The following is a 22,865-nucleotide window of genomic DNA, read 5'->3' on the forward strand; positions in this document are numbered from 1 at the left end:
CGCATCGACACATGTAGCTGTAACCCGTCGAGATATTCCGGCTTGGCTGGCGCACGACACAGGGCGGCACGGACGTATGATTCCAGATCAGCTTGTCGAGCATAGGCTTCGGCAGCCTTCAGCGTCATCGCTATTGCGTGCGAATACCCCACCGGTTTTCACTGTGCGCACGCCTTGTAAGGGTAGCTTGCCATATCGACAACTGTGTCGGGACTGTCTCTTTGGGTCGGGCTGCCTGTTCGGCAGGCACGTCCCATCGTGCTGGCTTATAATGACGGGGCTGTCCAACCTCCGGCCTGGTGCCCTGTCCCAATCCCATGTCATCGATTCGCCCCGCTTCTCCGCTCGTCCGTGAACTCGGCCGCGCCGACTACGAACCCACGTTCGCCGCCATGCGCGCCTTCACCGACGCGCGCACGTCCGAAACACGGGACGAGTTGTGGATCGTCGAGCACCCGCCCGTGTTCACGCTGGGCCTGGGCGCCGATCCGGGCCACGTGCTGGCGCCGCAGGGCGTGCCGGTAGTCCAGACCGACCGCGGCGGCGAGGTGACCTACCACGGTCCGGGCCAGGTCGTGATCTACCTGTTGATGGACTTGCGCCGCAACAAGCCAGGCGGCAAGCTGTATGCGCGCCAGTTTGTGGAAAAAATCGAACAGGCGGTGATCGATGTATTAGGGGCGTATAATCTGGCCGGTGAGCGCATCGCCGGCGCGCCCGGCATCTATATCGCCGAAGGCCCGCGCAAGGGCGCCAAGATTGCCGCGCTGGGCCTCAAGGTGCGCGGCAACGGCTGCACCTATCACGGCGTGTCGCTGAACGTAGGCATGGACCTGGCCCCGTTCACCTGGATCAACCCGTGCGGCTATTCGGGACTGGCCACGGTCGACATGCGCACCATGGGCGTCACGGCGCCGCTGGCCGATGTCCAGCAGGCGCTGGCCAGGGCCCTGACCGAGCATCTGGGCCAGCCGATCGGCGCCGGCCAGTCCGAACCGAACAAACCAACTGACGCCCTTTAAGGGCAACGAGCCAAATGACTTCCGAAATCGATACCGGCATCGCCTCCGCATCCGCCTACAACGCCAGCGAAAAGCAGAAAGGCGCCAGCAAGACATCGCGCATCCCGATCAAGATCGTGCCGATCGCGGACGTCGAGCGCCTGAAAAAGCCGGACTGGATCCGCGTCAAGGCGGCCACCGCCTCGTCGCGCTTCTACGAGATCAAGGACATCCTGCGCGCCAACAAGCTGGTCACCGTGTGCGAGGAAGCCAGCTGCCCGAACATCGGCGAATGCTTCGGCAAGGGCACCGCGACCTTCATGATCATGGGCGACAAGTGCACCCGCCGCTGCCCGTTCTGCGACGTCGGCCACGGCCGCCCGGATCCGCTGGATGTGAATGAGCCGGGCAACCTGGCCAAGACCATCGCCGACCTGCGCCTGTCGTATGTCGTGATCACCTCGGTCGACCGCGACGACCTGCGCGACGGCGGCGCCGGCCACTTCGTCGAGTGCATCCAGAAGACCCGCGATCTGTCGCCGAACACCAAGATCGAAGTGCTGGTGCCCGACTTCCGCGGTCGTCTGGAGAAGGCGCTGAACATCTTCGCCGACGGCCTGCCTGACGTCATGAACCACAACCTGGAAACCGTGCCGCGCCTGTACAAGGAAGCGCGTCCGGGCGCCGACTACAAGCACTCGCTGGTGCTGCTGCGCGACTTCAAGAAGATGTACCCGAGCGCGGTCACCAAGTCGGGCCTGATGGTCGGCCTGGGCGAGACCGACGAGGAAATCCTCGAAGTGATGCGCGACATGCGCGAGCACGACATCGACATGCTGACCATCGGCCAGTACCTGGCGCCGACCAACTCGCACCTGCCAGTGCGCCGCTACGTGCACCCTGACGTGTTCAAGATGTTCGAAGAGAAGGCATACGAGATGGGCTTCGTGCACGCCGCCGTGGGCGCCATGGTGCGCTCGTCGTATCACGCCGACCAGCAGGCGCATGAAGCGGGTGTGGCGGCCTGATTCCAGCCTCGTGCGACTGATCGAAGGGACGGCTCTGCCGTCCCTTTTTTCTTCCAGGCACCCGCGCGAGGCTCATGCCGCCAGCGCGATATAGTGCGACAACCAGACATCCAGCATCGATCCATGACCGACCACCGCGATTTCCTGCCCTCCGATAACACCGAACCCGACGACGCCTTCCTCGAACGCGAACTCGGCCTGGCCGCGCGCGGCATCGAACTGGTCAAGCTCGAAGGCCGCGTCTTCCTGCGCTTTTCGGGCGAGGTGCGCTACGAAGGCCTGCGCGTGCCCTACCGCCTGGTGCCGGGGCGCGGCGTGCTGGCCAAGCCGAGCAAGTGGCGCAAGATGGACCTGCTTGCACGGCGCGAATTGATCGAGGAACGCACCGACGAGAAAGACCTGCAGCGCCTGCACGCGGAGACCCAGGAATTCGTGCGCGACATCGCCGAAGACGCCGACCAGTTCGGATGGGATCCCATGACCTTCCTCGACGTGCTGGATGAGCTCGAAACCTCCGAGCCGGCCGAGTACGTGTTCCAGCGCATCTCGCAGCGCCTGACCCACGCGGTCGAGCGCGCGGAAGAAGAACGCCATGCGGCGCGTACCAAGGAAAGCATCAACCTGGCCGAGTACCCGCAATCGTTCGAGGTCGCCAGCCGCATGCAGCGCAAGTTCATCGCCCTGCTGGGCCCGACCAACTCGGGCAAGACCCACCGCGCGATGGAAGCGCTGGCCAAGGCCGGCAGCGGCGTCTACCTGGCGCCGCTGCGCTTGCTGGCGCTGGAGAACTACGAGCGCCTGCAGGCCGCGCGGCCGCACGGCGAGCCGGTCAAGGTCAGCCTGGTCACGGGCGAGGAACGGCGCCTCGAAGAAGGCGCGACCCACGTCGCCAGCACGGTCGAGATGCTCGACACGAAAACGCCGGTCGAGGTGGCCGTGATCGACGAGATCCAGATGCTGGCCGACCGCGACCGCGGCGCCGCCTGGACCACCGCCGTGTGCGGCGCGCCGGCCAACGTCGTGTACCTGGTCGGCGCGGTCGAAGCGCGGCGCGCGATCGAGGCGCTGGCCGAACGGCTGGAGGTGCCGCTCGAAGTCCATGTGCTCAAGCGCATGGGGCCGTTGTTGATGGAGCCGACCAGCGTGCGCAAGCTGTCGAACCTGCGCCGCGGCGACGCCGTGATCTGCTTCTCGCGGCGCGAAGTCTTGATGTGGCGCGACATGATCACCGAGAAGGGCCTGTCGGTGGCGACCGTGTACGGCAACCTGTCGCCCGAGGTGCGCCGGGCCCAGGCCGAGCGCTTCCGCGAAGGCCAGGCCGACATCGTGGTCGGCACCGACGCGCTGGCGATGGGCCTGAACATGCCGATCGCGCGTATCGTGATGACCACCACGGTCAAGTACAACGGGGTCGAGGAAGAAGAGATCCCGGCCGCGCTGGCCAAGCAGATCGCGGGCCGGGCAGGGCGCTATGGCGTGCACGAGGAAGGTTTCGTCGCCGGCTACGACGACGACACCCACCAGGTGATGCGCGCGCTGATGAAAGAGAAGATCCCGCCAGTGGCCGCCACCGGCTTCGCGGTCGCGCCGTCGCTCGAGCAGTTGCACCGCATCGCGGCGGTGACCGGCGAGACCTCGCTGGTCAAGCTCCTGAAACGCTTCGTGCACAATATCGACGTGCCGGATGGTTTCTTCTACCCGCGCATTACCGAGGAACAGAACGAGCGCGCCGAATGGCTCGATACGCTGCCGCTGTCGGTGGCCGAGAAATTCATGCTGTCGCTGGTGCCGATCTCGAGCCGGGTGCCGGTGCTGCAAAGCGCCTGGGAGCACTGGGCGCTGTCGCTCGCCAAGAAGAAGGTGGTCAAGCTGCAGCCGAACCCGAATCCGCAGCACCTGTTCTACATGAACCTGCAAGAGGTCGAGGATACCTGCCGCGTGTATTCGGCCTATGCCTGGCTGGGTTATCGCGAGCCGGAATATTTCCCCAGCATCGAGCTGGCCCAAGAGCTGGCGCGCGAGGCGGCGGAGCGGGTCGATGCGGTGCTGCAGCAGCAGAATTCGGCGGCGCGCAAGCGCCAGGGAGGCGGGCAAGGCGGCAGGCCGGGCGCGAAGCAGGGTGGCAAGCAGGGCGGTGGCAAGCGGCGTTGAGCACGGCCGACTAGAAGCTTCACTCGAACCGGCGCGGCGTTCCCGGTGTACGATGCCGTTTTTTACAACAACATCGAGACACAAGTGAATACCAAGTACACCCCGGAAGCCTTCAACGAGTTCGGCGCCAAGTTCCTCCCTGGCCACCTGGGCATCCGCATCACTGAGGTCAGCCCCGGCAAGCTGTCCGCCGAGATGAAGGTCGAGCCGCAGCTGCTGGCGCCCAACGGCTACCTGCATGCCGGCAGCGTGGTCACCCTGGCCGATACCTGCGCCGGCTATGGCTGCGTGAGCAACCTGCCCGAAGGTGCGCAGAACTTCACCACCATCGAACTGAAATCGAACCACCTGGGCACCGCGCGCGAAGGCACGCTGGCTTGCACCGCCACCGCGGTCCACCTGGGCCGCACCACGCAGGTGTGGGACGCCACGGTCACGGACCAGGCCAGCGGCAAGACCATCGCCCTGTTCCGCTGCACCCAGATGATCCTGTATCCGAAAGCGTAAGGCTTACCCCGCCAGTTCCTTCTCGATCAGCTTGTGGACGGCCGCGAAATCGGGCTCGCCCACATAGGTCTTGATGATGCGGCCTTGTTTGTCGATCAGGAAGGTGGTCGGGGTCAGGGTGACGTCGCCGAACTGGCGCGCGATGTCGCCCGCCGAATCGAGCGCCACCTTGAACGGCAGCTGGCGCTGCTCGGTGAAGTTCAGTACGTAGTCGGGGCGGTCGTACTGCATCGCGACCGCGACGAACTCCAGGCCCTGGTCCTTGTACTTGTTGTAGGTCGCGACCATGTCCGGCATCTCCTTGACGCAGGTGACGCACGACGTGGCCCAGAAGTTCACCATCACGACCTTGCCGCGCAAGGACTCGGTGGAGATCTTTTCGCCGGCGATGCTGATGAAGGTGACGTCGGGCGCCTGCGTCGTGCTGCTGAACGAGGCATAGCCGATGCCGGCCAGCGCGAGCACCACGGCGCCGATGGCGGCGGGCTTGAACCAGGAACGGGAAGAGGTAGGTGCGGTCATGGTCGATCGGATATAAAAAAAGCGGCAGGACCATTATAGTCCTGCCGCTCTTGGCTGGCTGGTAAAGGCTCAGTCCAGCGAAGCCTGGGCCGGGCTGTTCTGCCGCACGCGCGGATCTTCTTCGTTGATGTACTCGAAGATCTTCACCACGCGGGTCACGCCCGAGACGCCCTTGGCGACGTCGGCGGCGATATTGCCTTCGCGCGGGGTGACAAGGCCCATCAGGTAGACCACGCCGCGTTCGGTGGTGACCTTGAACGAGATTGCCGACACGGTCTTCATGTCGACCAGGCTGGCCTTGACCTTGGTGGTGATCAGCGCGTCGTTCGAGCGCGAGGTATAGCTCGACGAACCGGAGACCTGCAGCTCGTTGATGACCGATACCACGTTCGTGATCGCGCGCACCTGGCGCTCGGCGGCCTGCTTCATGGCTTCGTCGCGCACTTCGCCGGTCAGCAGCACGCGGCGGTTGAAGCTGGTGACGTTGACGTTGCCCGCGTCGCCGGTGACTTTGCGCATTTCGAGCTCGGCCTTGACCGTGATCGACTTGTCCTCGGTCTGGGCGCCCAGGGTGCGGCGGTCGACCGTCGAGACGGCGCCGGCCACGCCCGCGCCGACCACCAGGCCGAAGCAGCCCGACAGCGAGGCGGCCAGGGCGGTGCCCAGGACAATTTTGGTCAACAGCGCGGCCATGGGCCGGCGGGCATTACGCATTCTCGTCTCCTCCGAATAGCGCGACGTCGATGCCGTCGCAGATGCAGTGAATGGCGCACAGGTGGACTTCCTGGATGCGGGCGGTGCGCGCATGCGGGACGTTGATGTGTACGTCGGCGTCGGTCAGCAGCTTGCCTAGCTGGCCGCCGTCCTTGCCGGTGAAGGCCACGATGCGCATTTCGCGCTCCAGGGCCGCCTCGACCGCGGCTAGCACATTGGTCGAGTTGCCTGAGGTCGAAATCGCCAGCAGGATGTCGCCCGCCTGGCCGAATGCCTGCACCTGCTTGGAGAAGATCTCCTTGAAGCTGTAGTCGTTGCCGACCGCGGTCAGGATCGAGGTGTCGGTGGTCAGGGCGATCGCCGGGAGCGGGAAGCGCTCGCGCTCGAAACGGCCGACCAGCTCGGCCGCGAAGTGCTGGCAGTCGGCGGCCGAGCCGCCATTGCCGCAGGCCAGGATCTTGTTGCCGTTGGAGAGGGCGCCGAACATGAGTTCGACCGCTGCCGAAATGGAGGGAGCCAGGGTGGCGGCCGACTTCATCTTCAGGTCGGCGCTCTCCTGGAAGTGAGCGAGGATGCGTTGTGTATTCATAGCCGAGGATTATAGTGCAGCGGCAACCCCACCTGAGCAAGCGCAGTAAAAATTGCTTACACTTCAATGACGTTCCGCAACCATTCAATTTGCTCGCCATCGATGGCGACCAGGTCGAAACGGCAGGGAGGGGTGACGGGAAAACGCAACAGATAGACTTGGGCCGCGCAGATCAAGCGGCGTATCTTGGCAGGGGTGATGCTGGCGGCGGCGCCGCCGTGTTCGCGGTCGGCGCGCTGGCGCACCTCGACGAACACCAGGGTTGCGCCATCGCGCATGATCAGGTCGATCTCGCCGCCCTTGCAGCGAAAGTTCTGTTCGACCGGGCTTAATTTGTGGCGCCGCAGGTAGTCGAGGGCGGCGCGTTCCCATTGCTGGCCCTGGGCCTGCCGTCGGGACAGGCGGGACGGCCACATCTCATAGACCGGTCGAGACCGGTTCGAACACGCGGCGCGGTGGCGGGACACTGTCGCCGCCGGCGTCGTCGGTCAGGATCTGGTCGGTCGGGCCGTTGTCGCGCACCACGACGCCGGTCTCGACGCGGCGGAAGGCGCGTTCGCCTTGTCCCATATTCACCGACAGGCGGCCGGTGGCGCCATCGAGCTCGAACGCGCCGTTGGGGCGTTGCGCCAGCTCGCGCGCGACGCGGTAGGCGTCGATGCCGAGCGCGTACAGGCGCTGCGGGTCGAGTCCCTGGCCACCGGCGCTCCAGCGCGGATAGCCGGCGACGGCCGGATGGTCGGGTTGCACCGTCCAGGGCAGGTCGAGGAAGCGCACGCCCGCCAGTTCGGCCGCCACGCTGGCCGGATCGAGGCCTGGATTGACCGAGGCGGTGCCATAGGTCGGCAGCGAGGTGCCGACCGACATGCGCACCTGGCGCAGGCCGTTGGCGTCGAGCGCGGCATACACCAGCTGCGGCGGTTCGCTCGACAAGCGGGCGCGCAGCTCGGCCAGCGCATTGCCGTCGACATAACCGCCTTCGGCCGGCAATTCGACCGTCGCCTGGCTGCGGCCGAGTTCGGCCCAGCGCTGGCTGAAGGCGCCCGCCAGGCGTTGCTGCCAGGCGGCGCGGCCGGTGAGCACCAGGGCCTGGCCGACAGGCTGTTCGCTGGCGGCCCATTCGGCCACCTGGCGCGCTTCGTCTTCGAGCGAGAGGCCGATGACGAGCATCTGGCGCGGCAGCGGGGAGTTGACTTGCGGGTGGTTCAGGGCGATGGTCGGCTTGTTGACCGCGCCGCTGGTGGCCAGCGACGCCACGGCGGAACGCGCCAGCGGGCCGACCACGATATCGTTTTGCTCGGCTGCGCCGCGGTAGGCGTCGAGCGCCGCCTGTGCCGAGTCGCCGGTCGGCACCAGGTTGACGGTGACGCCTTCCGGTTGCAGCTGATGGGCTGCCATGAAGCCGGCGCGCACCGCCTCGGCCGGTTGGGCCAGGGCTTGCGAGTCGAGCGGCAGCAGCAGCGCCACGCGCACGGCCGGGCCGTTGTACGGCGCCGACGATGGCGCCGCCGCGCGTGGGTTGCCATCGGCGCTTGGCGGCAGTTCGACCGGATTGGTCTGCACGCCACTTTCGTCACGCGGCGGTGGCGTGTAAGCTGGCGCCGGCGGCGGCGCATTTGTCACCGGCGCCCCGGGACCGCACACGCCACCTGGCATGCCGCAACCGGTATCGGGAGGCAATGGCGTGCTGCCGCAGCCGGCCAAGAGTGTAATTACGGCGGCCGCGAGCAAGCCCGGTAGATTTTTTTTCTTCAGCATCGGAACCCTTTATGACAGATCAGCAGACCATCGACATCGCCCGACTTCCCGTCATGGGCGAGGCGGCCCAGCAGTCCTATCCTACCGCAACGCTGTACGTCGTGGCTACTCCGATCGGCAACGTTACCGATATCACGCTGCGTGCTTTACACCTGCTGGCCCTTAGCGACGTCATCGCCTGTGAAGACACGCGCAAGACCGGTGCGCTGCTGCAGCGCTTCGGCTTGAGCCAGCCGACCATCGCCGCCCACCAGCACAACGAGCGCGAAGTGGCCGATAAAATCGTCGAGCGGCTGCGGGCCGGCCAGCGCGTGGCGCTGGTGTCCGACGCCGGCACGCCGGGCGTGTCCGACCCCGGCGCGCGCATCGTCGACGCGGTGCGCGCCGCCGGCCTGAACGTGGTGCCGCTGCCCGGCCCCTCGGCCGCGATCGCGGCGCTGTCGGCCAGCGGGCTGGTAAACGACCGGTTTCACTTTGTCGGCTTCCTGCCGGCCAAGGCCAAGGGCCGCGAGGCGGCGCTGGCGTCGCTGGTGCGCGAAACGTCGACCCTGGTGCTGTATGAGGCGCCGCACCGCATCGTCGACTGCGTCGAAGCGCTGGCGGCGGCCTTCGAGCCGAGCCGGCAGGTGGTGTTCGCCCGCGAATTGAGCAAGATGTTCGAGGAAGTGCACCGCTGCGAACTGAAGGACGCGCTGGCCTGGGTCAAGGCCGACCAGCACCGCGAGCGCGGGGAATTCGTGGTGCTGGTGGCGGGGGCGGTCGAGGCGACTGACGCCGACGACGCCGAGGCCGAGCGCATCTTGCAGATCCTGTTGAGCGAATGCAGCGTCAAGCAGGCAGCAAACCTGGCGGCGCAGATTACGGGCCGCAAGAAGAATGCGCTGTATGAGCGTGCCCTGCAGATCAAGGGCGAGTGACGGAACGGCTTACCACTTGCACCCCGAGTCCTTCTTCTCCATCAATAAATAAATCGGCGCCAGCAAGCCACCCGGGAGGCCATCCTTGCAATCGGGTCGCTTGGCCTCGCGGATCCCGCGCGCCAGCTTCGACTCGGTCTGCAGCGCCGGCTCGGGGAATTGCGCCAGCGCCGTGCCCTCCCTGGACGGATCGCGCATATTCGCATTCGCGCGCGCAGCCTGGCGCGCCGCGTTCATATCGAACTTCGGCGCCGGTTCCGGCGTCTCTTCCTGCTGCACGACGAATGGATCGGGTGCGGGGCTCGCGCTTTCGGGCACTGTGATCACTGCTTGCGGTGGCGCCGGCCGGGTGGCGCGTGGTGCGACGGGGGCGCTTGGCGCTGCCGGCATGGGGCGGGCAAGTGGCGGTTCAGGCGGTGGTGGCGCCGGCCGGGCGATCATGACGGAGATTACCGTCGGTTCGGTGGGCCCGACCTCCATGGTCTTGAAATTCGTATTCCGATACGCCAGCAAGAACAAGGCGTGTACCGCGATCGATACCACGACGCCGATGACGACGCGCCGGTTGCCTTGTCGCAGGCTGGCCGGCTCGGCATGGCTTAGAACCATATGCATGACATACATACCTCAACTTAACTTTAGAAAACGTCCAGCGCACTATTTTGCAACGAAAACTTGACCAGGTCACGCAAAACCGATATGATCTCGCTTCTTCGGAGTGTAGCGCAGCCCGGTAGCGCACCTGGTTTGGGACCAGGGGGTCCAAGGTTCGAATCCTTGTACTCCGACCAGCATTAAGAAAAAAGCCGACAACGTGAGTTGTCGGCTTTTTTCGTTGACCAACGGTTTTTGTGGCGGGTGGCGCGCAGCCACCCGTCACAAGGACGATTATCCAGCGCGTTTCGCGGCGATCGCCTTCCCGGCGCGGCTGGTGTTCGGACGTCCCAGCTGCTGCGAGATGAACAGCCCGGCATCGACTACCTGGTCGAGATCGACGCCGGTCTCGATGCCCAGCCCCTGCATCAGGTACAGCACGTCCTCGGTCGCCACATTGCCGGTCGCGCCCTTGGCATAGGGGCAGCCGCCCAGGCCGGCCACGGACGAGTGGAAGATCGCCACGCCGACTTCCAGCGCCGCATAGATATTGGCCAGCGCCTGGCCGTAGGTGTCGTGGAAGTGGCCGGCCAGCTGGCCGATCGGGAATTCACGGGCCGCGCGCAGCATCACGGCCTGTGTCTTGCGTGCGGTCGAGACGCCGATGGTGTCGGCGATGTCGATCTCGTCGCAGCCCAGGTCGCGCATGCGCGCCACCACGTCGCCCACGGCGTCCAGCGCGACCTCGCCCTGGTAGGGGCAGCCGAAGGCGGTGCTGATCGAGCCGCGCAGGCGCAGGCCGTGTTCCTGCGCCGCGCGCGCCACCGGCTCGAAGCGCGCGATCGACTGCGCGATCGAGCAGTTGATGTTCTTTTGCGAGAAGGCTTCCGAGGCCGCGCCGAACACGACCACCTCGTCGGCCCCGCCGGCCAGGGCCGCTTCAAAGCCCTGCATATTCGGCACCAGCGCCGAATAGATGGTGCCGGGACGGCGCTCGATGCGCGCCAGCACCTCGGCACTGGTCGCCATCTGCGGCACCCATTTGGGCGACACGAAGGCCGCCGCCTCGACGTTGACGAAGCCGGCGCGCGCCAGGCGCTCGACCAGCTCGACTTTCACGTCGGCGCTGAGGGCTTCCTTCTCGTTCTGCAGGCCGTCGCGCGGGCCGACTTCGACGATCTTGACCTTGGTGGGTAACACGGCTTGTTGGTTCATCTATCAGTATCCAAGTTGGCGATCGACCAGGTCGTCGACCGATAGACCGTCTTCCAGGGAGCCAATCTTGTCGGCGATCTGGCGCACGGCGTCATGGCGCATGGTGAGCGCCGAGATATGCGGGGTGAGGGCGATGCGCGGCTCGTTCCAGAACGGATGCGGGGCCGGCAGCGGTTCGTGGCGGAACACGTCGAGCGTGGCGCCGGCGATGTGGCCGGAACGGATCAGGGTCATCAGGTCGGGCTCGGCCAGGATGGCGCCGCGCGAGACGTTGATCAGGTAGGCGCCGGGCGCCAGCTTGCCCAGCCGGTGGCGGTCGAGCAGGTTGGTGGTGTCCGCGGTCAGCGGCAGCAGGCACACCAGCACGCGCGTGCCGTGTAAAAAGTCGTCGAGCCCCTCCATGCCGGCATAGGTCGGCACGCCGGGGATGTCCTTCGGGCTGCGGCTCCAGCCACGCACCGGAAAGCCGAAATGGCGCATCGCCTCGACCACCGGCATGCCGAGCCGGCCCAGGCCCATGACGCCGATCGTGAACGATTCTTTCGGATGCTGGGGCAGCGGGTTCCAGGCGCCGTGCCGGGCCTGTTGTTCGTATTCGTCGAAGCGCCGAAAATAGCGCAGCACGGCGTGCGCTACGTACTCGGCCATCTGCACGCCCATGCCGGCGTCGCCCAGGCGCACCAGCGGCACGCGCGGCAGCGAATCGCCGAACTTGAGCACGGCGTCGACGCCGGCGCCCATCAAGAAGATCGCCTTGACCTCGCTGAGCTGGGCCAGCAGGCCCGGCGCCGGGTTCCACAATACGGCGTAATCGCAGGGGGCCAGCAACTGGCCCTCCTTCCAGGTGACCGTCTCGACGCCTGGCATCACGGCCGAGAGCTCGCGCTCCCACGGCTCGATGACGCCATCGCCCCGGTACAGGACAATGCGCATGTCTCCCCCTCGTTTTTGTCAGGGTGGTTCTTGTATGTGTTTGTCTATGCCGCCTTGAAGGCCAGCAGCGGCGCGCCATCCGCGACCTGGTCGCCGACCTGGTACAGCACTTCCTCGACCAGGCCGTCGCTCGGCGCGGCAATCGTGTGTTCCATCTTCATCGCCTCCATGATCACCAGCGGCTCGCCCTTTTTGACGTCCTTGCCGGACTGGGCCAGCACCGCGACCACCTTGCCCGGCATCGGCGCCGTCAGCCGTCCACCGGCCGCTTCAGTCTCGCCGGCATGTGCCATCGGGTCATTGTACGTCAGGGTGTGATGACGGCCACCGGTAAATACATGGAATGCGTCGCCGTCGCGGCGCACGCAGCCGTGCAGGGCGGTGTCGCCCAGGCGCAGGGCCAGCTCGGCACCAATCTGCGATACCAGCTCGACGCGCTGGCGCTGGCTGTCGAGGTCGCTCAGGTCGATATCCCAACTATCCTTGCGGTAGGTCAGGCCGACACGGTAGTCGCCGTACTCGTCGGCGAACGACAGGGTGCGGCGATAGTCGCCATTCATGCGCCAGCCGCGCGCCTGGCTCCATGGATCGGCGTCGTTGGCAGCGCCGTGTACGGTTTCGCTGTCGCTGAGGGCGAGCGCGGCCAGGGCCAGCGCACCCAGCGGGGCCGGGGCCGCCGGCGGGAAAAGTGAGGCTTGATTGCGCTCGATCAAACCCGTATCCAGGTCGGCGCTCGAGAACGCCTCGCCGTCGACCAGGCGTTTCAAGAAAGCGATATTGGTGGCGAGGCCGACGATGCGGAACTCGGCCAGGGCCTGCGACATGCGCGCCAGTGCCTGCGTGCGGTCGGCGCCCCAGACGATCAGCTTGGCGATCATCGGGTCGTAGAACGGCGAGATCGCATCGCCCTCGCGCACGCCGGAATCGACGCGCACCGCGGCTGGGTTTACTCCGTCCGCGCCGAGCTCGAACGCCACCGCCTGCGGCACGTCCATGTGGCGCAAGGTGCCGATCGACGGCAGGAAGCCCTTCTCGGGATTTTCGGCATACACGCGCGCCTCGATCGCGTGGCCGTGGATGGCCAGCTCATGCTGCTTCTTCGGCAGCGGCTCGCCGAAGGCGACGCGCAACTGCCATTCGACCAGGTCGGTCCCGGTAATCATCTCGGTCACCGGATGTTCGACCTGCAGGCGGGTGTTCATCTCCATGAAGTAGAACGATCCGTCCTGGTTGGCGATGAATTCGACCGTGCCGGCGCCGACGTAGCCGACTGCGCGCGCGGCGTTCACGGCCGCTTCGCCCATGGCGGCGCGGCGGTCCGCCGGCATGCCGGGCGCCGGTGCTTCTTCGAGCACCTTCTGGTGGCGGCGCTGCACCGAGCAATCGCGCTCGTGCAGGTAGACGCAGTTGCCCAGGCTGTCGGCGAACACCTGGATCTCGATGTGGCGCGGGCGGATCAGGTATTTCTCGACCAGCACCTTGGCGTCGCCAAACGAACTGATTGCTTCGCGCTGGCACGAGGCCAGCGCGGCCTCGAAATCTTCCGAACGCTCGACCACGCGCATGCCCTTGCCGCCGCCGCCGGCGCTGGCCTTGAGCAGCACCGGATAGCCGATGCGGTCGGCCTGCTGGCGTAGAAAACCAGGATCCTGTTCGTCGCCGTGGTAGCCCGGCACCAGCGGCACGCTGGCGCCTTCCATCAGCTGCTTGGCGGCCGACTTCGAGCCCATCGCCCGCATCGACGATGCCGGCGGGCCGATGAACACCAGGCCGGCGGCCTGCACCGCATCCGCGAACCCGGCGTTCTCGGACAAGAAGCCGTAGCCGGGGTGGATCGCCTGGGCGCCGGTGGCTTTCGCCACCTCGATGATCTTCGCGCCGCGCAGATAACTGTCCTGGGCGGCCGCGGGGCCGATCAGGACTGCCTCATCGCACACCGCGACATGCTTGGCGCCGGCGTCGGCTTCCGAGTACACGGCGACGGTACGGATACCCATGCGGCGCGCGGTGGCGGCGACACGGCAGGCGATTTCGCCACGGTTGGCAATGAGGATCTTGGTGAACATGCGCTGTATCTTTCGCTTATGGTTGTTCGGAGATGGTGCGGCTGTGTCTCCCCCAGCCGCCGATGCTTAGCAGCCGCAGGCTTCCTTCTGCACCGAATCGAGCGTGGCGGCGCGGGTCTTGAGGCCCAGCTTGGCCAGCAGGACGCGGTCGTCGTCGGCTTCCGGGTTGTCGGTGGTGAGCAGCTTGTCGCCGTAGAAGATCGAGTTGGCGCCGGCCATGAAGCACATCGCCTGCACCGCTTCTCCCAGTTCGCGGCGGCCCGCCGACAGGCGCACGCGCGCCAGCGGCATGGTGATGCGCGCGACCGCGATGGTACGCACGAATTCGATCGGGTCCAGCTTGTCCATGCCGTGCAGCGGCGTGCCTGCCACCTGCACCAGGTGGTTGACCGGCACCGATTCCGGGTACGGATTCAGGTTCGCCAATTGGGCGATCAGGCCGGCGCGCTGTTCGCGCGTCTCGCCCATGCCGACGATGCCGCCGCAGCAGACCTTCAGGCCGGCTTCGCGCACGCGGCCCAGCGTATCCAGGCGGTCCTGGTATTCGCGGGTCGAAATCACGTTGTTGTAGAAGTCGGGCGCGGTATCGATATTGTGGTTGTAGTAGTCCAGGCCCGCCTTTTTCAGCTGCTCGGCCTGGCCGGCTTCGAGCATGCCCAGGGTGGCGCAGGTTTCCATGCCCAGCGCCTTCACTTCGCGCACCATGGTCTCGACCTTTTCCATGTCGCGCTCTTTCGGGCTACGCCATGCGGCGCCCATGCAGAAGCGGGTCGCGCCGCTGGCTTTCGCCGCGCGCGCCGCGTCCAGCACGGTGTCGATGTCGAGGATCTTCTTGGCTTCGACGCCGGTGTCGTAGCGCGCCGCCTGCGGGCAATAGCCGCAGTCTTCCTCGCAGCCGCCGGTCTTGATCGACAACAGGGTCGCCAGCTCGACGTCGCCGTCAGGGAAGTGTTCGCGGTGCAGGCTGGACGCTCGGTGCATCAGTTCGGGGAAAGGCAGCTCGAACAGCGCGAGCACGTCGGCCAGCGGCCAGGTTGCATTCTCCGCAGGCTTGATGGCGGCCGCAGGGCGGTGCAGGGCGATGGTGTTCATATCGGACATAGTGGTTCCTTCAGGACTGGCCTCGCGTGGACGGCCATCCCGGCAGTCCAGCGAGATCGATGAATTCGGCCGCCGCGGCGGCCGTCGGTGTTTGCAGGCGTGGCACGCGGCCCAGCAGCGGCGCCGGGATGCGCTGTGCCAGCGCTTCGATGTTTTCTTGCGCAAAGCGCATGTTCGGGTCGGCCGTGTTGGCGACCCAGCCGGCCAGCACCAGGCCGCGCGCCACGATCGCTTCGACCGTGAGCAGGGCGTGGCTGATGCAGCCCAGGCGCATGCCGACCACCAGGATCACCGGCAGGTTCAGTTGCGCGGCCAGGTCGGCGCTGTCGAAGTCGTCGTTGAACGGCACCCGGAAGCCGCCCACACCCTCGACCACGACCGCGTCGGACGCGGCCTGGATCTCGGCGAAGGCGGCGATGATCGGCGCCGATTCGATGGTCACGCCTTCCAGCGCGGCGGCGATGTGCGGCGCCGCCGGCTCGCGCAGCATGTAGGGCGTGGTGATCGATGCCGGCAGGTGCACGTTGCCGGCTGCGATCAGCATGTCGGCGTCGTCGTTATGCAGTTCGCCCTCGACCAGCTCGGCGCCGGCCGCTACCGGCTTCATGCCGCAGGCGCGTACGCCGCCGCTTGCCAGCTTGTGCAGGATGGCGCTCGACACCAGGGTCTTGCCGATCTCGGTGTCGGTGCCGGTGACGAAGCAGGCGAAGCGCGACGGCAAGCCATCGATGGCGCGCGCTTCGAGCTCCGGCTCCAGCGCCGGTTCGTCGAGTTCTGCTTGCGGCACGACGGCCGGTGGTGCGGCGATCGGGTCGTCGGTCTCGTTCAGGTTTTTCATGGTGCGGCCTTTTCCAGTCTGTTGAGCGCCTGCGCCAACTGCGCGACGTCGTCGATGCCATGGGCGGCCGACAAGGTCACGCGCAGGCGCGCCGTGCCCGGCGCCACGGTCGGCGGGCGGATCGCCGGCACCCACAGGCCCTGCTCGTGAAGGGCCGCACTGGCTGCCAGCGCATCGTCGTTGCTGCCGATGATGACGGGCTGGATCGCGGTGGCCGATGCCGCCAGTTTCCAACGTTGGAAATCCAGCGATTCGCGCAACTGCTTGATGAGTCCCGCCAGGTGGGCGCGTCGTTTTGCGCCTTCGGCCCCGCCAATGATAGCAAGGCTGGCGAGCAGGGCGTGCGCGAGGGCCGGCGCGCACGCCGTGGTGTAGATGTAGGGGCGGGCGCGCTGGACCAGCAATTCGATCACGCTGGCGTGGGCCGCGACGAAGGCGCCACCGACGCCGGCGGCCTTGCCGAGCGTGCCCATATAGACCAGGTTGGGCGAGCGCAAGTTGAAATGCTCGAGCGCGCCGCGGCCATTTGCCCCCAGCACGCCGAAGCCGTGCGCATCGTCGACCACCAGCCAGGCGCCGTGGCGCTCGCAGGCGGCCAGCAGGGCGGGCAGCGGAGCCAGGTTGCCGTCCATGCTGAACACGCTGTCGGTGACGACGATCCTGGTGCCGGCGCTGCTGGCCTCGAGGTGTGCTTCGAGCGCGGCGACGTCGCCATGCGGGTAGACCGTGACGCCAGCCTTGGCCAGGCGCGCGCCGTCGATCAGCGAGGCGTGGTTCAGCGCTTCGGAAAAGATCATCGCGTCGGCGTCCTGGCCCAGCGCGGTCAGGATCGCCAGGTTGGCCATATAGCCGGTGCACAGCGTGAGCGCGCGCGCCTGTTCCAGGTTCGGCGCCATCCATTCGGCCAGGCGCTCTTCCAGCAGATGATGGGCGCGGCCGTGGCCCGATACCAGGTGCGAGGCGCCGCTGCCGGCGCCGTACAGCGAGGCGCCTTCGCGCAGCGCGTCGATCACCTGTGGGTGCGATGCCAGGCCGAGGTAGTCGTTGCTGCAGAACGCAAGCAGATCGCGGCCGTCGACGCGCTGGCGAGGCGCGCAGGCGCCATCGGTGACGCGGCGTTTGCGTACCAGGCTGTGGGCGGCGAGCGCGTCGAGCTTGCGGTCGATGTCGGCAATCAGGTTCATGGTCAGGGCGCGATCACCGACTCGAAGGTCTTGAGCGTGCGCGCGGCCAGGCCTGCGACGTCCTCGTCGTCCAGCACGTACGGCGGCATCAGGTAGACGGTGCGGCCGATCGGGCGCAGCAGCAGTTCGTTCTCGACCGCGGTCGAGAAGAAGCGGCGCGAGAAGGTCGAGGCGCGGTCGGTGTCCGGCTCGATGGCGTCGAAGGCGAAGATCATGCCGCGCTGGCGGAAGTGGCGCGCGCGTTCATGTTCTGCCAGCGGGGCCAGCGCGATCGTCATCCTGGTGGCCAGTTCGCGGTTGCGGTTCAGGACATCGTCTTGTTCAAAGATGTCGAGCGTGGCCAGCGCCGCGCGGCAGGCCAGCGGATTGCCGGTGTACGAATGCGAGTGCAGGAAGCCGCGCGTGATGTCTTCGCTGTAGAAGGCTTGATAGATATCGTCGCGGGTGAGCACCAGCGACAACGGCAGGTAGCCGCCGCTGATGCCTTTCGACAGGCACAGGAAGTCAGGCCAGATGCCGGCCTGTTCGCTGGCGAAGAAGGTGCCGGTGCGCCCGCACCCGACCGCGATCTCGTCGGCGATCAGGTGCACATGGTGCTGGTCGCACAGGTCGCGCAGCAATTTGAGGTAGAGCGGGTCGTACATCGCCATGCCGGTCGCGCACTGCACCAGCGGTTCGACGATGATGGCGGCGATGTTGTCGCCGCGCTGCTCGAACAGTTCTTTTACTTCCAGGATCGCGCGGCGCGCCACGTCCTGGGCGGTTTCGCCTTCGGCCGCATTGCGTGCATCCGGCGCGCTCACCACGTGGGAAGCGCGCAGCAGCGGGCCATAGGCATCCTTGAACAGCGGGACGTCGGTGACCGACAGCGCGCCGATGGTCTCGCCGTGGTAGCTACCCTGCAGGCAGACGAATTCCTGTTTGCCCGACAAGCCGGCGTTGCGCCAGGCGTGGAAGCTCATCTTCATCGCGATCTCGACCGCCGACGCGCCGTCCGAGGCGAAGGTGGCGTGGCCCAGCGCGTGGCCGGTGAGTGCCGACAAACGTTCGGCCAGCTCGACCACCGGCGCATGCGTGAAGCCGGCCAGCATCGCGTGTTCGAGCTTGTCCAGCTGGTCTTTCAGCGCCGCATTGATGCGCGGGTTTGCATGGCCGAACATATTGACCCACCAGGAGCTGATGCCGTCCAGGTAGCGCTTGCCGTCGTAGTCGTACAGCCACGGGCCCTTGCCATGGCTGACCGCGATCAGCGGCACCTCCTCGTGGTGCTGCATTTGCGTGCAGGGATGCCATACGCTGCGCAGGCTGCGCGCGATCCACTCGGAGGAGGTCGATTGAGTCACTTCAGGTGTCCAATATCTATGTTTGAAGCCATGTCGGCTTGCGTTTTTCGAGGAAGGAGGCCACGCCTTCGCGGCCCTCGAGCGAGGCACGGATGGCGGCGATGCGGCCGGCGGTGTCCGCCAGCAGCGCATCGCTGACTGGCTGCCCGACGATCTCGCGCACCAGCGTCTTGGCTTGTTTCACGGCGTTCGGGCTGTTATTGACCAGGGCCTTGACGATGCCGGCGACGGTCGCATCCAGCGCATCGGCGGCCACCACCTCATGCGCGAAGCCGATGCGGCGCGCCTCAAGCGCGTCGAAGCGCTCGGCGGTCAGGAAGTAGCGGCGCGCAGCCTGCTCGCCCATGGCCTTGATCACGTAAGGCGAGATGGTAGCCGGAATCAGGCCGAGCTTCACTTCGGACAGGCAAAAACCGGCGCTGTCGACGGCGACCACGATGTCGCAGGCCGCCACCAGGCCCATGCCGCCGGCGTAGCAATCGCCCTGGACCTTGGCAACCGTCGGCTTCGGGCAAAGGTAGATCGTGCGCAGCATATCGGCCAGGCGCAGCGCGTCGTCATGGTTCTCTTCATGCGAGTAGCCGGCCATCTTCTTCATCCAGTTCAGGTCCGCGCCTGCACAGAACGACGGGCCGTTCGCGGCCAGCACGATGGCGCGCACCGTGTCGCTCCTGCCCAGTTCATCGAAGGCCAGCGCCAGTTCGGCGATCGCGTGTTCGTTGAAGGCGTTGCGCAGCAAGGGGCGGTTGAGGGTGACGGTGGCCACCTTGTCGGCGATCGCGATGGTGAGGGTGTGATAGTCCATATTCATCGTCTCCCTTACATGCGGAACACGCCGAACTTCGTGTCTTCGATCGGCTTGTTCATCGCCGCGGAGAGGCCCAGGCCCAGCACCATGCGCGTGTCGCATGGGTCGATCACGCCATCGTCCCACAGGCGCGCGCTGGCGTAATAAGGGTGGCCCTGGTGTTCGTACTGGTCCTTGATCGGCTGCTTGAACGCGGCCTCTTCTTCTGGCGTCCACTGGCCGCCTTTCGATTCGATGCCATCGCGCTTGACGGTGGCCAGCACCGACGCCGCCTGGTCGCCGCCCATTACCGAGATGCGCGCATTGGGCCACATCCACAGGAAGCGTGGCGAGAAGGCGCGGCCGCACATGCCATAGTTGCCGGCGCCGAAAGAGCCGCCGATGATGACGGTGAACTTCGGTACCGAGGCGGTAGCGACGGCGGTGACCATCTTGGCGCCGTTGCGGGCGATGCCTTCGTTTTCGTACTTGCGGCCCACCATGAAGCCGGTGATGTTCTGCAAGAAGACGAGCGGGATCTTGCGCTGGCAGCACAGTTCGATGAAGTGGGCGCCTTTCAAGGCGGACTCCGAGAACAGGATGCCGTTGTTGGCGATGATGCCGACCTTCATGCCGTAGATGTGGGCGAAGCCGCACACCAGGGTGGTGCCGTATCTCGCCTTGAATTCGTCGAATTCGCTGTTATCCACGACACGGGCGATCACTTCGCGCACATCGAAGGGCTTGCGGGTATCGACCGGGATCACGCCGTACAGTTCTTCCGGCGCATAGCGAGGCTCGAGCGATGGGCGCAGCGCGCCTTGTACCGGCTTGACCCGGTTCAGGTTCGAGACGATCGTGCGCGCCAGGGCCAGCGCATGCGGATCGTTCTGGGCCAGGTGGTCGGCCACGCCCGACAGGCGGGTGTGGACGTCGCCGCCGCCCAGGTCTTCGGCGCTGACCACTTCGCCGGTCGCGGCCTTCACCAGCGGCGGGCCGCCGAGGAAGATCGTGCCCTGTTCCTTGACGATGATCGATTCGTCGCTCATCGCCGGCACATAGGCGCCGCCCGCGGTGCACGAACCCATGACCACGGCGATCTGCGGGATGCCCTTGGCGGAGAGATTGGCCTGGTTGTAGAAGATGCGGCCGAAGTGGTCGCGGTCGGGGAACACGTCGTCCTGGTTCGGCAGGTTGGCGCCGCCCGAGTCGACCAGGTAGATGCAGGGCAGGTTGTTCTGTTCGGCGATCTCCTGCGCGCGCAGGTGCTTCTTGACCGTCATCGGGTAGTAGGTGCCGCCCTTGACGGTGGCGTCGTTACAGACGATCACGCATTCCTGGCCGCTTACCCTGCCTATGCCGGTGATGATGCCGGCGCTGGGCGCGGCGCCGTCGTACATCTCGTAGGCGGCCAGTTGCGAGAATTCGAGGAAGGGCGTGCCCGGATCGAGCAGGTGTTCGACGCGCTCGCGCGGGAGCAGCTTGCCGCGCGCAATGTGCTTGGCACAGGCGGCTTCGCCACCGCCCCGGGCCAGTTGCGCAACACGCGCGCGCAAGTCGTCCACCACCGCCTGCATCGCGCTGGCATTGGTCTTGAAGTCCTCGCTGCGCGGGTTCAGTTTGCTCTCGATCTGGGGCATGTGCCGTCCTCTTGTCTCGTTCCGCCTCTCCAGCGGTCACTTCTTGTCAGGGAAACTGCCGTCCAGGTAGAACCAGCGAAGCGCACCGTCGGGGCCGGGCTCGCGCACGAAGCGGCTGACTTCGTGCAGGCGGTGTGCACGACCGCCGATCTTGAAGCGGGCGACGAATTCAACAGTGTCGCGGTTCGGGTCTTGCCCTGGATCGTCCGGCAATTCTGCTTTACGTTGACGTAAACGTAAAGCAGTTTTTATCTCGAGTCCGATCCAGCGCATGGACTCGGCGTCATCGATGATCGCTTCCTGCGGGCGGGTGCTGGGGTGCCAGGTGGCAACTAGGTACGGTTCGTCCTTGAGCGTGAACGCCGTATAGCGCGAGCGCATCAGGGTTTCTGCAGTCGACGGCACGGCCGCGCCGGCCAGATAGGGGCCGCAGCAGCGGTCGAAAGCGGGGCCGCCGCAGGGGCAGGGAGAGGTGGGGCGGGTGGACATGGCGGCAATTATCCGCGATTTCGCCCAAGCCGGTCATGCGGGATGCATGGCCGTCAACCCATTAAGTATGTGATAACAGTAGGGTTGGCGGCTTGCCGCCGACGCGGTGATGGTTATCGGTTCCGATGTCGCGCCGGATGATCTCACTGTCAACTATCACCGCGTCGGCGGCGAAGCCGCCGACCCTACGCGCGCAGCGTCAACCCATCCAGCCCAAACGGCGGCGCCTTCCCCTGCACCAGATCGGCCAGCACCGCCGCCGTCCCGCAGGCAAAGGTAAATCCCAGCGGCCCGTGCCCGACGTTCAGCCACAGATTGTCATAGCGCGTGGCCCCGATGATCGGCGCGCTGCCCGGCGTGGCCGGCCGCAAGCCTGCCCACACCGACACCTGCGAATAATCCGCCGCGCGCGGCATGGTTTCGCGCACCTGGCGCGTGAGGCCCTCGACCCGCTTAGGATCGTGGCGCAGGTCTTCGCCCACCATGTCGACCATGGCCGCCACCCGCAGCCGGTCGCCGATGCGCGCATACAGCACCTTGCGCTCGAAGTCGGTGACGCTGATCTCGGGCGCCACGTCGTCCTGGCGGATCGGGGCCGAGAGGCTGTAGCCCTTGAGCGGGTACAGCGGCAGGTGGATCCCGACCGAGTCGGCCAGGTCGCGGCTCTGGATGCCGGCCGCCAGCACGTAGGCGTCGGCCGTGAGCAGGCCGCCTGAGGTCTCGACGCCGCGGATGCGTCCGCGCTCGGCGTACAGCCCGTGCGCCTCGCCGTGCACGAAGCCGCGAAAGCGCGGGTGCGTGCGCAGGCGCTCGGCCAGCGCCATGCAGAAGGCGTGGCAGTCGGCCACCGCTTCGCCGGCGTTATGGATGCCGCCAGCCAGCAGGTGCTGGCTGGCTGCCAGCGCCGGTTCGCGCGCGCCGCATTCCTCCGGCGACCAGACCTGGCCGGCGCCCGGTTTCGAGGCGGCCGCCTCGAACACGTCGCGCGAGCGGTAGACCACCAGCTTGCCGGCGTCGCGCCAGTGGAAGGATTCGGGCGGCACCACCGGTTCGAGCTGCTGCATCGCACGGCGCGACCATTCTCCCAGTTCGAGCAGCTTGGCCGTGGTGCGGCGGTTGACGTCGGCGCGGCAGTGGGCCAGGAAGCTGGCCAGCCAGCGGTACTGGCGCAGGTCGGCTTCGGGCTTGAAGCGCAGCGGGCCGTCGGCCTGGAACAGCCATTTGACGGCCTTGAGCGGGATGCCCTCGTCGGCCAGCGGCGAGACGTAGCGGTAGCTGAGCTGGCCGCCATTGCCATAGCTGGCGCCGCTGCCGACTTCCGGCGCGCGTTCCAGCAGGGTGACGCCGTAGCCGGCTTCCACCAGCCACCAGGCCGATGCCAGGCCGACGACGCCGCCGCCGATCACGATGATGTGCTGCATGCCAGACTCGTTTGTTCACATTGGGGGAATGAGCTTAGATGCTGGTCGGGCGGGCCGCCAATGAATG

22 protein-coding genes and 1 tRNA gene are annotated in these 22,865 nt (G+C 66.5%); 6 read left to right on the forward strand and 17 right to left on the reverse strand.

The window, feature by feature from the left end:
- Positions 1–317 precede the first annotated feature (317 nt).
- The 4 genes from lipB to E8M83_RS07445 all read left to right on the forward strand — a co-directional run bounded on the left by lipB (position 318) and on the right by E8M83_RS07445 (position 4,687).
- The gene (gene lipB, locus E8M83_RS07430; RefSeq protein WP_137172710.1) at positions 318–1,022 is read left to right on the forward strand and encodes a lipoyl(octanoyl) transferase LipB; all 705 of its coding nucleotides are present in this window, start codon (positions 318–320) and stop codon (positions 1,020–1,022) included.
- A 14-nt stretch (positions 1,023–1,036) separates the two neighbouring features.
- Entirely contained in the window at positions 1,037–2,029 is a 993-nt protein-coding gene (lipA, locus tag E8M83_RS07435) for a lipoyl synthase (RefSeq protein WP_137172711.1), read from the forward strand.
- A 123-nt stretch (positions 2,030–2,152) separates the two neighbouring features.
- Entirely contained in the window at positions 2,153–4,180 is a 2,028-nt protein-coding gene (locus E8M83_RS07440; RefSeq protein WP_137172712.1) for a helicase-related protein, read from the forward strand.
- An 84-nt stretch (positions 4,181–4,264) separates the two neighbouring features.
- The gene (locus E8M83_RS07445) at positions 4,265–4,687 is read left to right on the forward strand and encodes a PaaI family thioesterase (RefSeq protein ID WP_229414851.1); all 423 of its coding nucleotides are present in this window, start codon (positions 4,265–4,267) and stop codon (positions 4,685–4,687) included.
- A 3-nt stretch (positions 4,688–4,690) separates the two neighbouring features.
- On the opposite strand, the gene E8M83_RS07450 is transcribed toward E8M83_RS07445, so the two are convergent.
- The 5 genes from E8M83_RS07450 to E8M83_RS07470 all read right to left on the reverse strand — a co-directional run bounded on the left by E8M83_RS07450 (position 4,691) and on the right by E8M83_RS07470 (position 8,075).
- Positions 4,691–5,209 (reverse strand): TlpA disulfide reductase family protein, encoded by a 519-nt coding sequence (locus tag E8M83_RS07450; protein WP_137172714.1) that lies wholly within the window; start codon positions 5,207–5,209, stop codon positions 4,691–4,693.
- A gap of 69 nt (positions 5,210–5,278) precedes the next feature.
- Positions 5,279–5,923 carry a BON domain-containing protein gene (locus E8M83_RS07455; RefSeq protein WP_137172715.1) on the reverse strand — a complete coding sequence of 215 codons (645 nt, stop codon included), beginning with the start codon at positions 5,921–5,923 and terminating at the stop codon, positions 5,279–5,281.
- Positions 5,916–6,512, reverse strand: a complete 597-nt coding sequence (locus E8M83_RS07460; protein WP_137172716.1) for a phosphoheptose isomerase — start codon at positions 6,510–6,512, stop codon at positions 5,916–5,918. The genes E8M83_RS07455 and E8M83_RS07460 overlap by 8 nt, the downstream gene beginning before the upstream one ends.
- 56 nt (positions 6,513–6,568) lie before the next feature.
- Positions 6,569–6,928 carry a YraN family protein gene (locus tag E8M83_RS07465; protein WP_137172717.1) on the reverse strand — a complete coding sequence of 120 codons (360 nt, stop codon included), beginning with the start codon at positions 6,926–6,928 and terminating at the stop codon, positions 6,569–6,571.
- 1 nt (position 6,929) lies between these two features.
- Positions 6,930–8,075 (reverse strand): penicillin-binding protein activator, encoded by a 1,146-nt coding sequence (locus E8M83_RS07470; RefSeq protein ID WP_229491447.1) that lies wholly within the window; start codon positions 8,073–8,075, stop codon positions 6,930–6,932.
- A gap of 206 nt (positions 8,076–8,281) precedes the next feature.
- Between E8M83_RS07470 and rsmI the strand changes: the two genes are divergently transcribed.
- Positions 8,282–9,187: a 16S rRNA (cytidine(1402)-2'-O)-methyltransferase gene (gene rsmI / locus E8M83_RS07475; protein WP_137172719.1), complete on the forward strand. Its 906-nt coding sequence runs from the start codon at positions 8,282–8,284 to the stop codon at positions 9,185–9,187.
- Positions 9,188–9,196: 9 nt separating this feature from the next.
- Here rsmI and E8M83_RS07480 read toward each other — a convergent pair whose 3' ends face one another.
- The gene (locus E8M83_RS07480) at positions 9,197–9,802 is read right to left on the reverse strand and encodes a hypothetical protein (protein ID WP_137172720.1); all 606 of its coding nucleotides are present in this window, start codon (positions 9,800–9,802) and stop codon (positions 9,197–9,199) included.
- A gap of 99 nt (positions 9,803–9,901) precedes the next feature.
- On the opposite strand from E8M83_RS07480, the gene E8M83_RS07485 reads away from it, so the two are divergent.
- Positions 9,902–9,978 (forward strand) — tRNA-Pro (locus E8M83_RS07485).
- A 97-nt stretch (positions 9,979–10,075) separates the two neighbouring features.
- On the opposite strand, the gene E8M83_RS07490 is transcribed toward E8M83_RS07485, so the two are convergent.
- From E8M83_RS07490 to E8M83_RS07540, 11 genes are all read right to left on the reverse strand, one after another.
- Positions 10,076–10,996, reverse strand: a complete 921-nt coding sequence (locus E8M83_RS07490) for a hydroxymethylglutaryl-CoA lyase (protein WP_137172721.1) — start codon at positions 10,994–10,996, stop codon at positions 10,076–10,078.
- Between the two features lie 3 nt (positions 10,997–10,999).
- Positions 11,000–11,929: a glyoxylate/hydroxypyruvate reductase A gene (locus tag E8M83_RS07495; RefSeq protein ID WP_137172722.1), complete on the reverse strand. Its 930-nt coding sequence runs from the start codon at positions 11,927–11,929 to the stop codon at positions 11,000–11,002.
- A 44-nt stretch (positions 11,930–11,973) separates the two neighbouring features.
- Positions 11,974–13,995: an acetyl/propionyl/methylcrotonyl-CoA carboxylase subunit alpha gene (locus E8M83_RS07500; RefSeq protein ID WP_137172723.1), complete on the reverse strand. Its 2,022-nt coding sequence runs from the start codon at positions 13,993–13,995 to the stop codon at positions 11,974–11,976.
- 66 nt (positions 13,996–14,061) lie between these two features.
- Entirely contained in the window at positions 14,062–15,087 is a 1,026-nt protein-coding gene (bioB, locus tag E8M83_RS07505) for a biotin synthase BioB (protein WP_137172831.1), read from the reverse strand.
- Positions 15,088–15,106: 19 nt separating this feature from the next.
- Complete coding sequence (gene bioD / locus E8M83_RS07510) at positions 15,107–15,934, reverse strand: dethiobiotin synthase (protein ID WP_137172724.1); 828 nt, start codon at positions 15,932–15,934, stop codon at positions 15,107–15,109.
- On the reverse strand, positions 15,931–17,118 hold the full coding sequence (gene bioF, locus E8M83_RS07515; RefSeq protein ID WP_137172725.1) for an 8-amino-7-oxononanoate synthase: 1,188 nt from the start codon (positions 17,116–17,118) through the stop codon (positions 15,931–15,933). The genes bioD and bioF overlap by 4 nt, the downstream gene beginning before the upstream one ends.
- 2 nt (positions 17,119–17,120) lie before the next feature.
- The gene (bioA, locus tag E8M83_RS07520) at positions 17,121–18,461 is read right to left on the reverse strand and encodes an adenosylmethionine--8-amino-7-oxononanoate transaminase (protein ID WP_137172726.1); all 1,341 of its coding nucleotides are present in this window, start codon (positions 18,459–18,461) and stop codon (positions 17,121–17,123) included.
- 16 nt (positions 18,462–18,477) lie between these two features.
- Positions 18,478–19,266: an enoyl-CoA hydratase/isomerase family protein gene (locus E8M83_RS07525; protein WP_137172727.1), complete on the reverse strand. Its 789-nt coding sequence runs from the start codon at positions 19,264–19,266 to the stop codon at positions 18,478–18,480.
- Between the two features lie 14 nt (positions 19,267–19,280).
- Positions 19,281–20,888 carry a carboxyl transferase domain-containing protein gene (locus E8M83_RS07530; RefSeq protein WP_137172728.1) on the reverse strand — a complete coding sequence of 536 codons (1,608 nt, stop codon included), beginning with the start codon at positions 20,886–20,888 and terminating at the stop codon, positions 19,281–19,283.
- 36 nt (positions 20,889–20,924) lie between these two features.
- Positions 20,925–21,377: a YchJ family protein gene (locus E8M83_RS07535; RefSeq protein WP_137172729.1), complete on the reverse strand. Its 453-nt coding sequence runs from the start codon at positions 21,375–21,377 to the stop codon at positions 20,925–20,927.
- A 185-nt stretch (positions 21,378–21,562) separates the two neighbouring features.
- Entirely contained in the window at positions 21,563–22,798 is a 1,236-nt protein-coding gene (locus E8M83_RS07540; RefSeq protein WP_137172730.1) for a D-amino acid dehydrogenase, read from the reverse strand.
- Between the last annotated feature and the right edge of the window lie 67 nt (positions 22,799–22,865).

The sequence above is a fragment of the Massilia sp. HP4 genome (assembly GCF_005222695.1).
Taxonomy (GTDB): Bacteria; Pseudomonadota; Gammaproteobacteria; order Burkholderiales; family Burkholderiaceae_D; genus Telluria.

Coding starts and splice junctions, on each gene's coding strand:
- lipB (WP_137172710.1), top strand. CDS start 318: ATGTCATCGATTCGCCCCGCTTCTCCGCTCGTCCGTGAACTCGGCCGC.
- lipA (WP_137172711.1), top strand. CDS start 1,037: ATGACTTCCGAAATCGATACCGGCATCGCCTCCGCATCCGCCTACAAC.
- E8M83_RS07440 (WP_137172712.1), top strand. CDS start 2,153: ATGACCGACCACCGCGATTTCCTGCCCTCCGATAACACCGAACCCGAC.
- E8M83_RS07450 (WP_137172714.1), bottom strand. CDS start 5,209: ATGACCGCACCTACCTCTTCCCGTTCCTGGTTCAAGCCCGCCGCCATC.
- E8M83_RS07455 (WP_137172715.1), bottom strand. CDS start 5,923: ATGCGTAATGCCCGCCGGCCCATGGCCGCGCTGTTGACCAAAATTGTC.
- E8M83_RS07460 (WP_137172716.1), bottom strand. CDS start 6,512: ATGAATACACAACGCATCCTCGCTCACTTCCAGGAGAGCGCCGACCTG.
- E8M83_RS07465 (WP_137172717.1), bottom strand. CDS start 6,928: ATGTGGCCGTCCCGCCTGTCCCGACGGCAGGCCCAGGGCCAGCAATGG.
- rsmI (WP_137172719.1), top strand. CDS start 8,282: ATGACAGATCAGCAGACCATCGACATCGCCCGACTTCCCGTCATGGGC.
- E8M83_RS07480 (WP_137172720.1), bottom strand. CDS start 9,802: ATGCATATGGTTCTAAGCCATGCCGAGCCGGCCAGCCTGCGACAAGGC.
- E8M83_RS07490 (WP_137172721.1), bottom strand. CDS start 10,996: ATGAACCAACAAGCCGTGTTACCCACCAAGGTCAAGATCGTCGAAGTC.
- E8M83_RS07495 (WP_137172722.1), bottom strand. CDS start 11,929: ATGCGCATTGTCCTGTACCGGGGCGATGGCGTCATCGAGCCGTGGGAG.
- E8M83_RS07500 (WP_137172723.1), bottom strand. CDS start 13,995: ATGTTCACCAAGATCCTCATTGCCAACCGTGGCGAAATCGCCTGCCGT.
- bioB (WP_137172831.1), bottom strand. CDS start 15,087: ATGAACACCATCGCCCTGCACCGCCCTGCGGCCGCCATCAAGCCTGCG.
- bioD (WP_137172724.1), bottom strand. CDS start 15,934: ATGAAAAACCTGAACGAGACCGACGACCCGATCGCCGCACCACCGGCC.
- bioF (WP_137172725.1), bottom strand. CDS start 17,118: ATGAACCTGATTGCCGACATCGACCGCAAGCTCGACGCGCTCGCCGCC.
- E8M83_RS07525 (WP_137172727.1), bottom strand. CDS start 19,266: ATGGACTATCACACCCTCACCATCGCGATCGCCGACAAGGTGGCCACC.
- E8M83_RS07530 (WP_137172728.1), bottom strand. CDS start 20,888: ATGCCCCAGATCGAGAGCAAACTGAACCCGCGCAGCGAGGACTTCAAG.
- E8M83_RS07535 (WP_137172729.1), bottom strand. CDS start 21,377: ATGTCCACCCGCCCCACCTCTCCCTGCCCCTGCGGCGGCCCCGCTTTC.
- E8M83_RS07540 (WP_137172730.1), bottom strand. CDS start 22,798: ATGCAGCACATCATCGTGATCGGCGGCGGCGTCGTCGGCCTGGCATCG.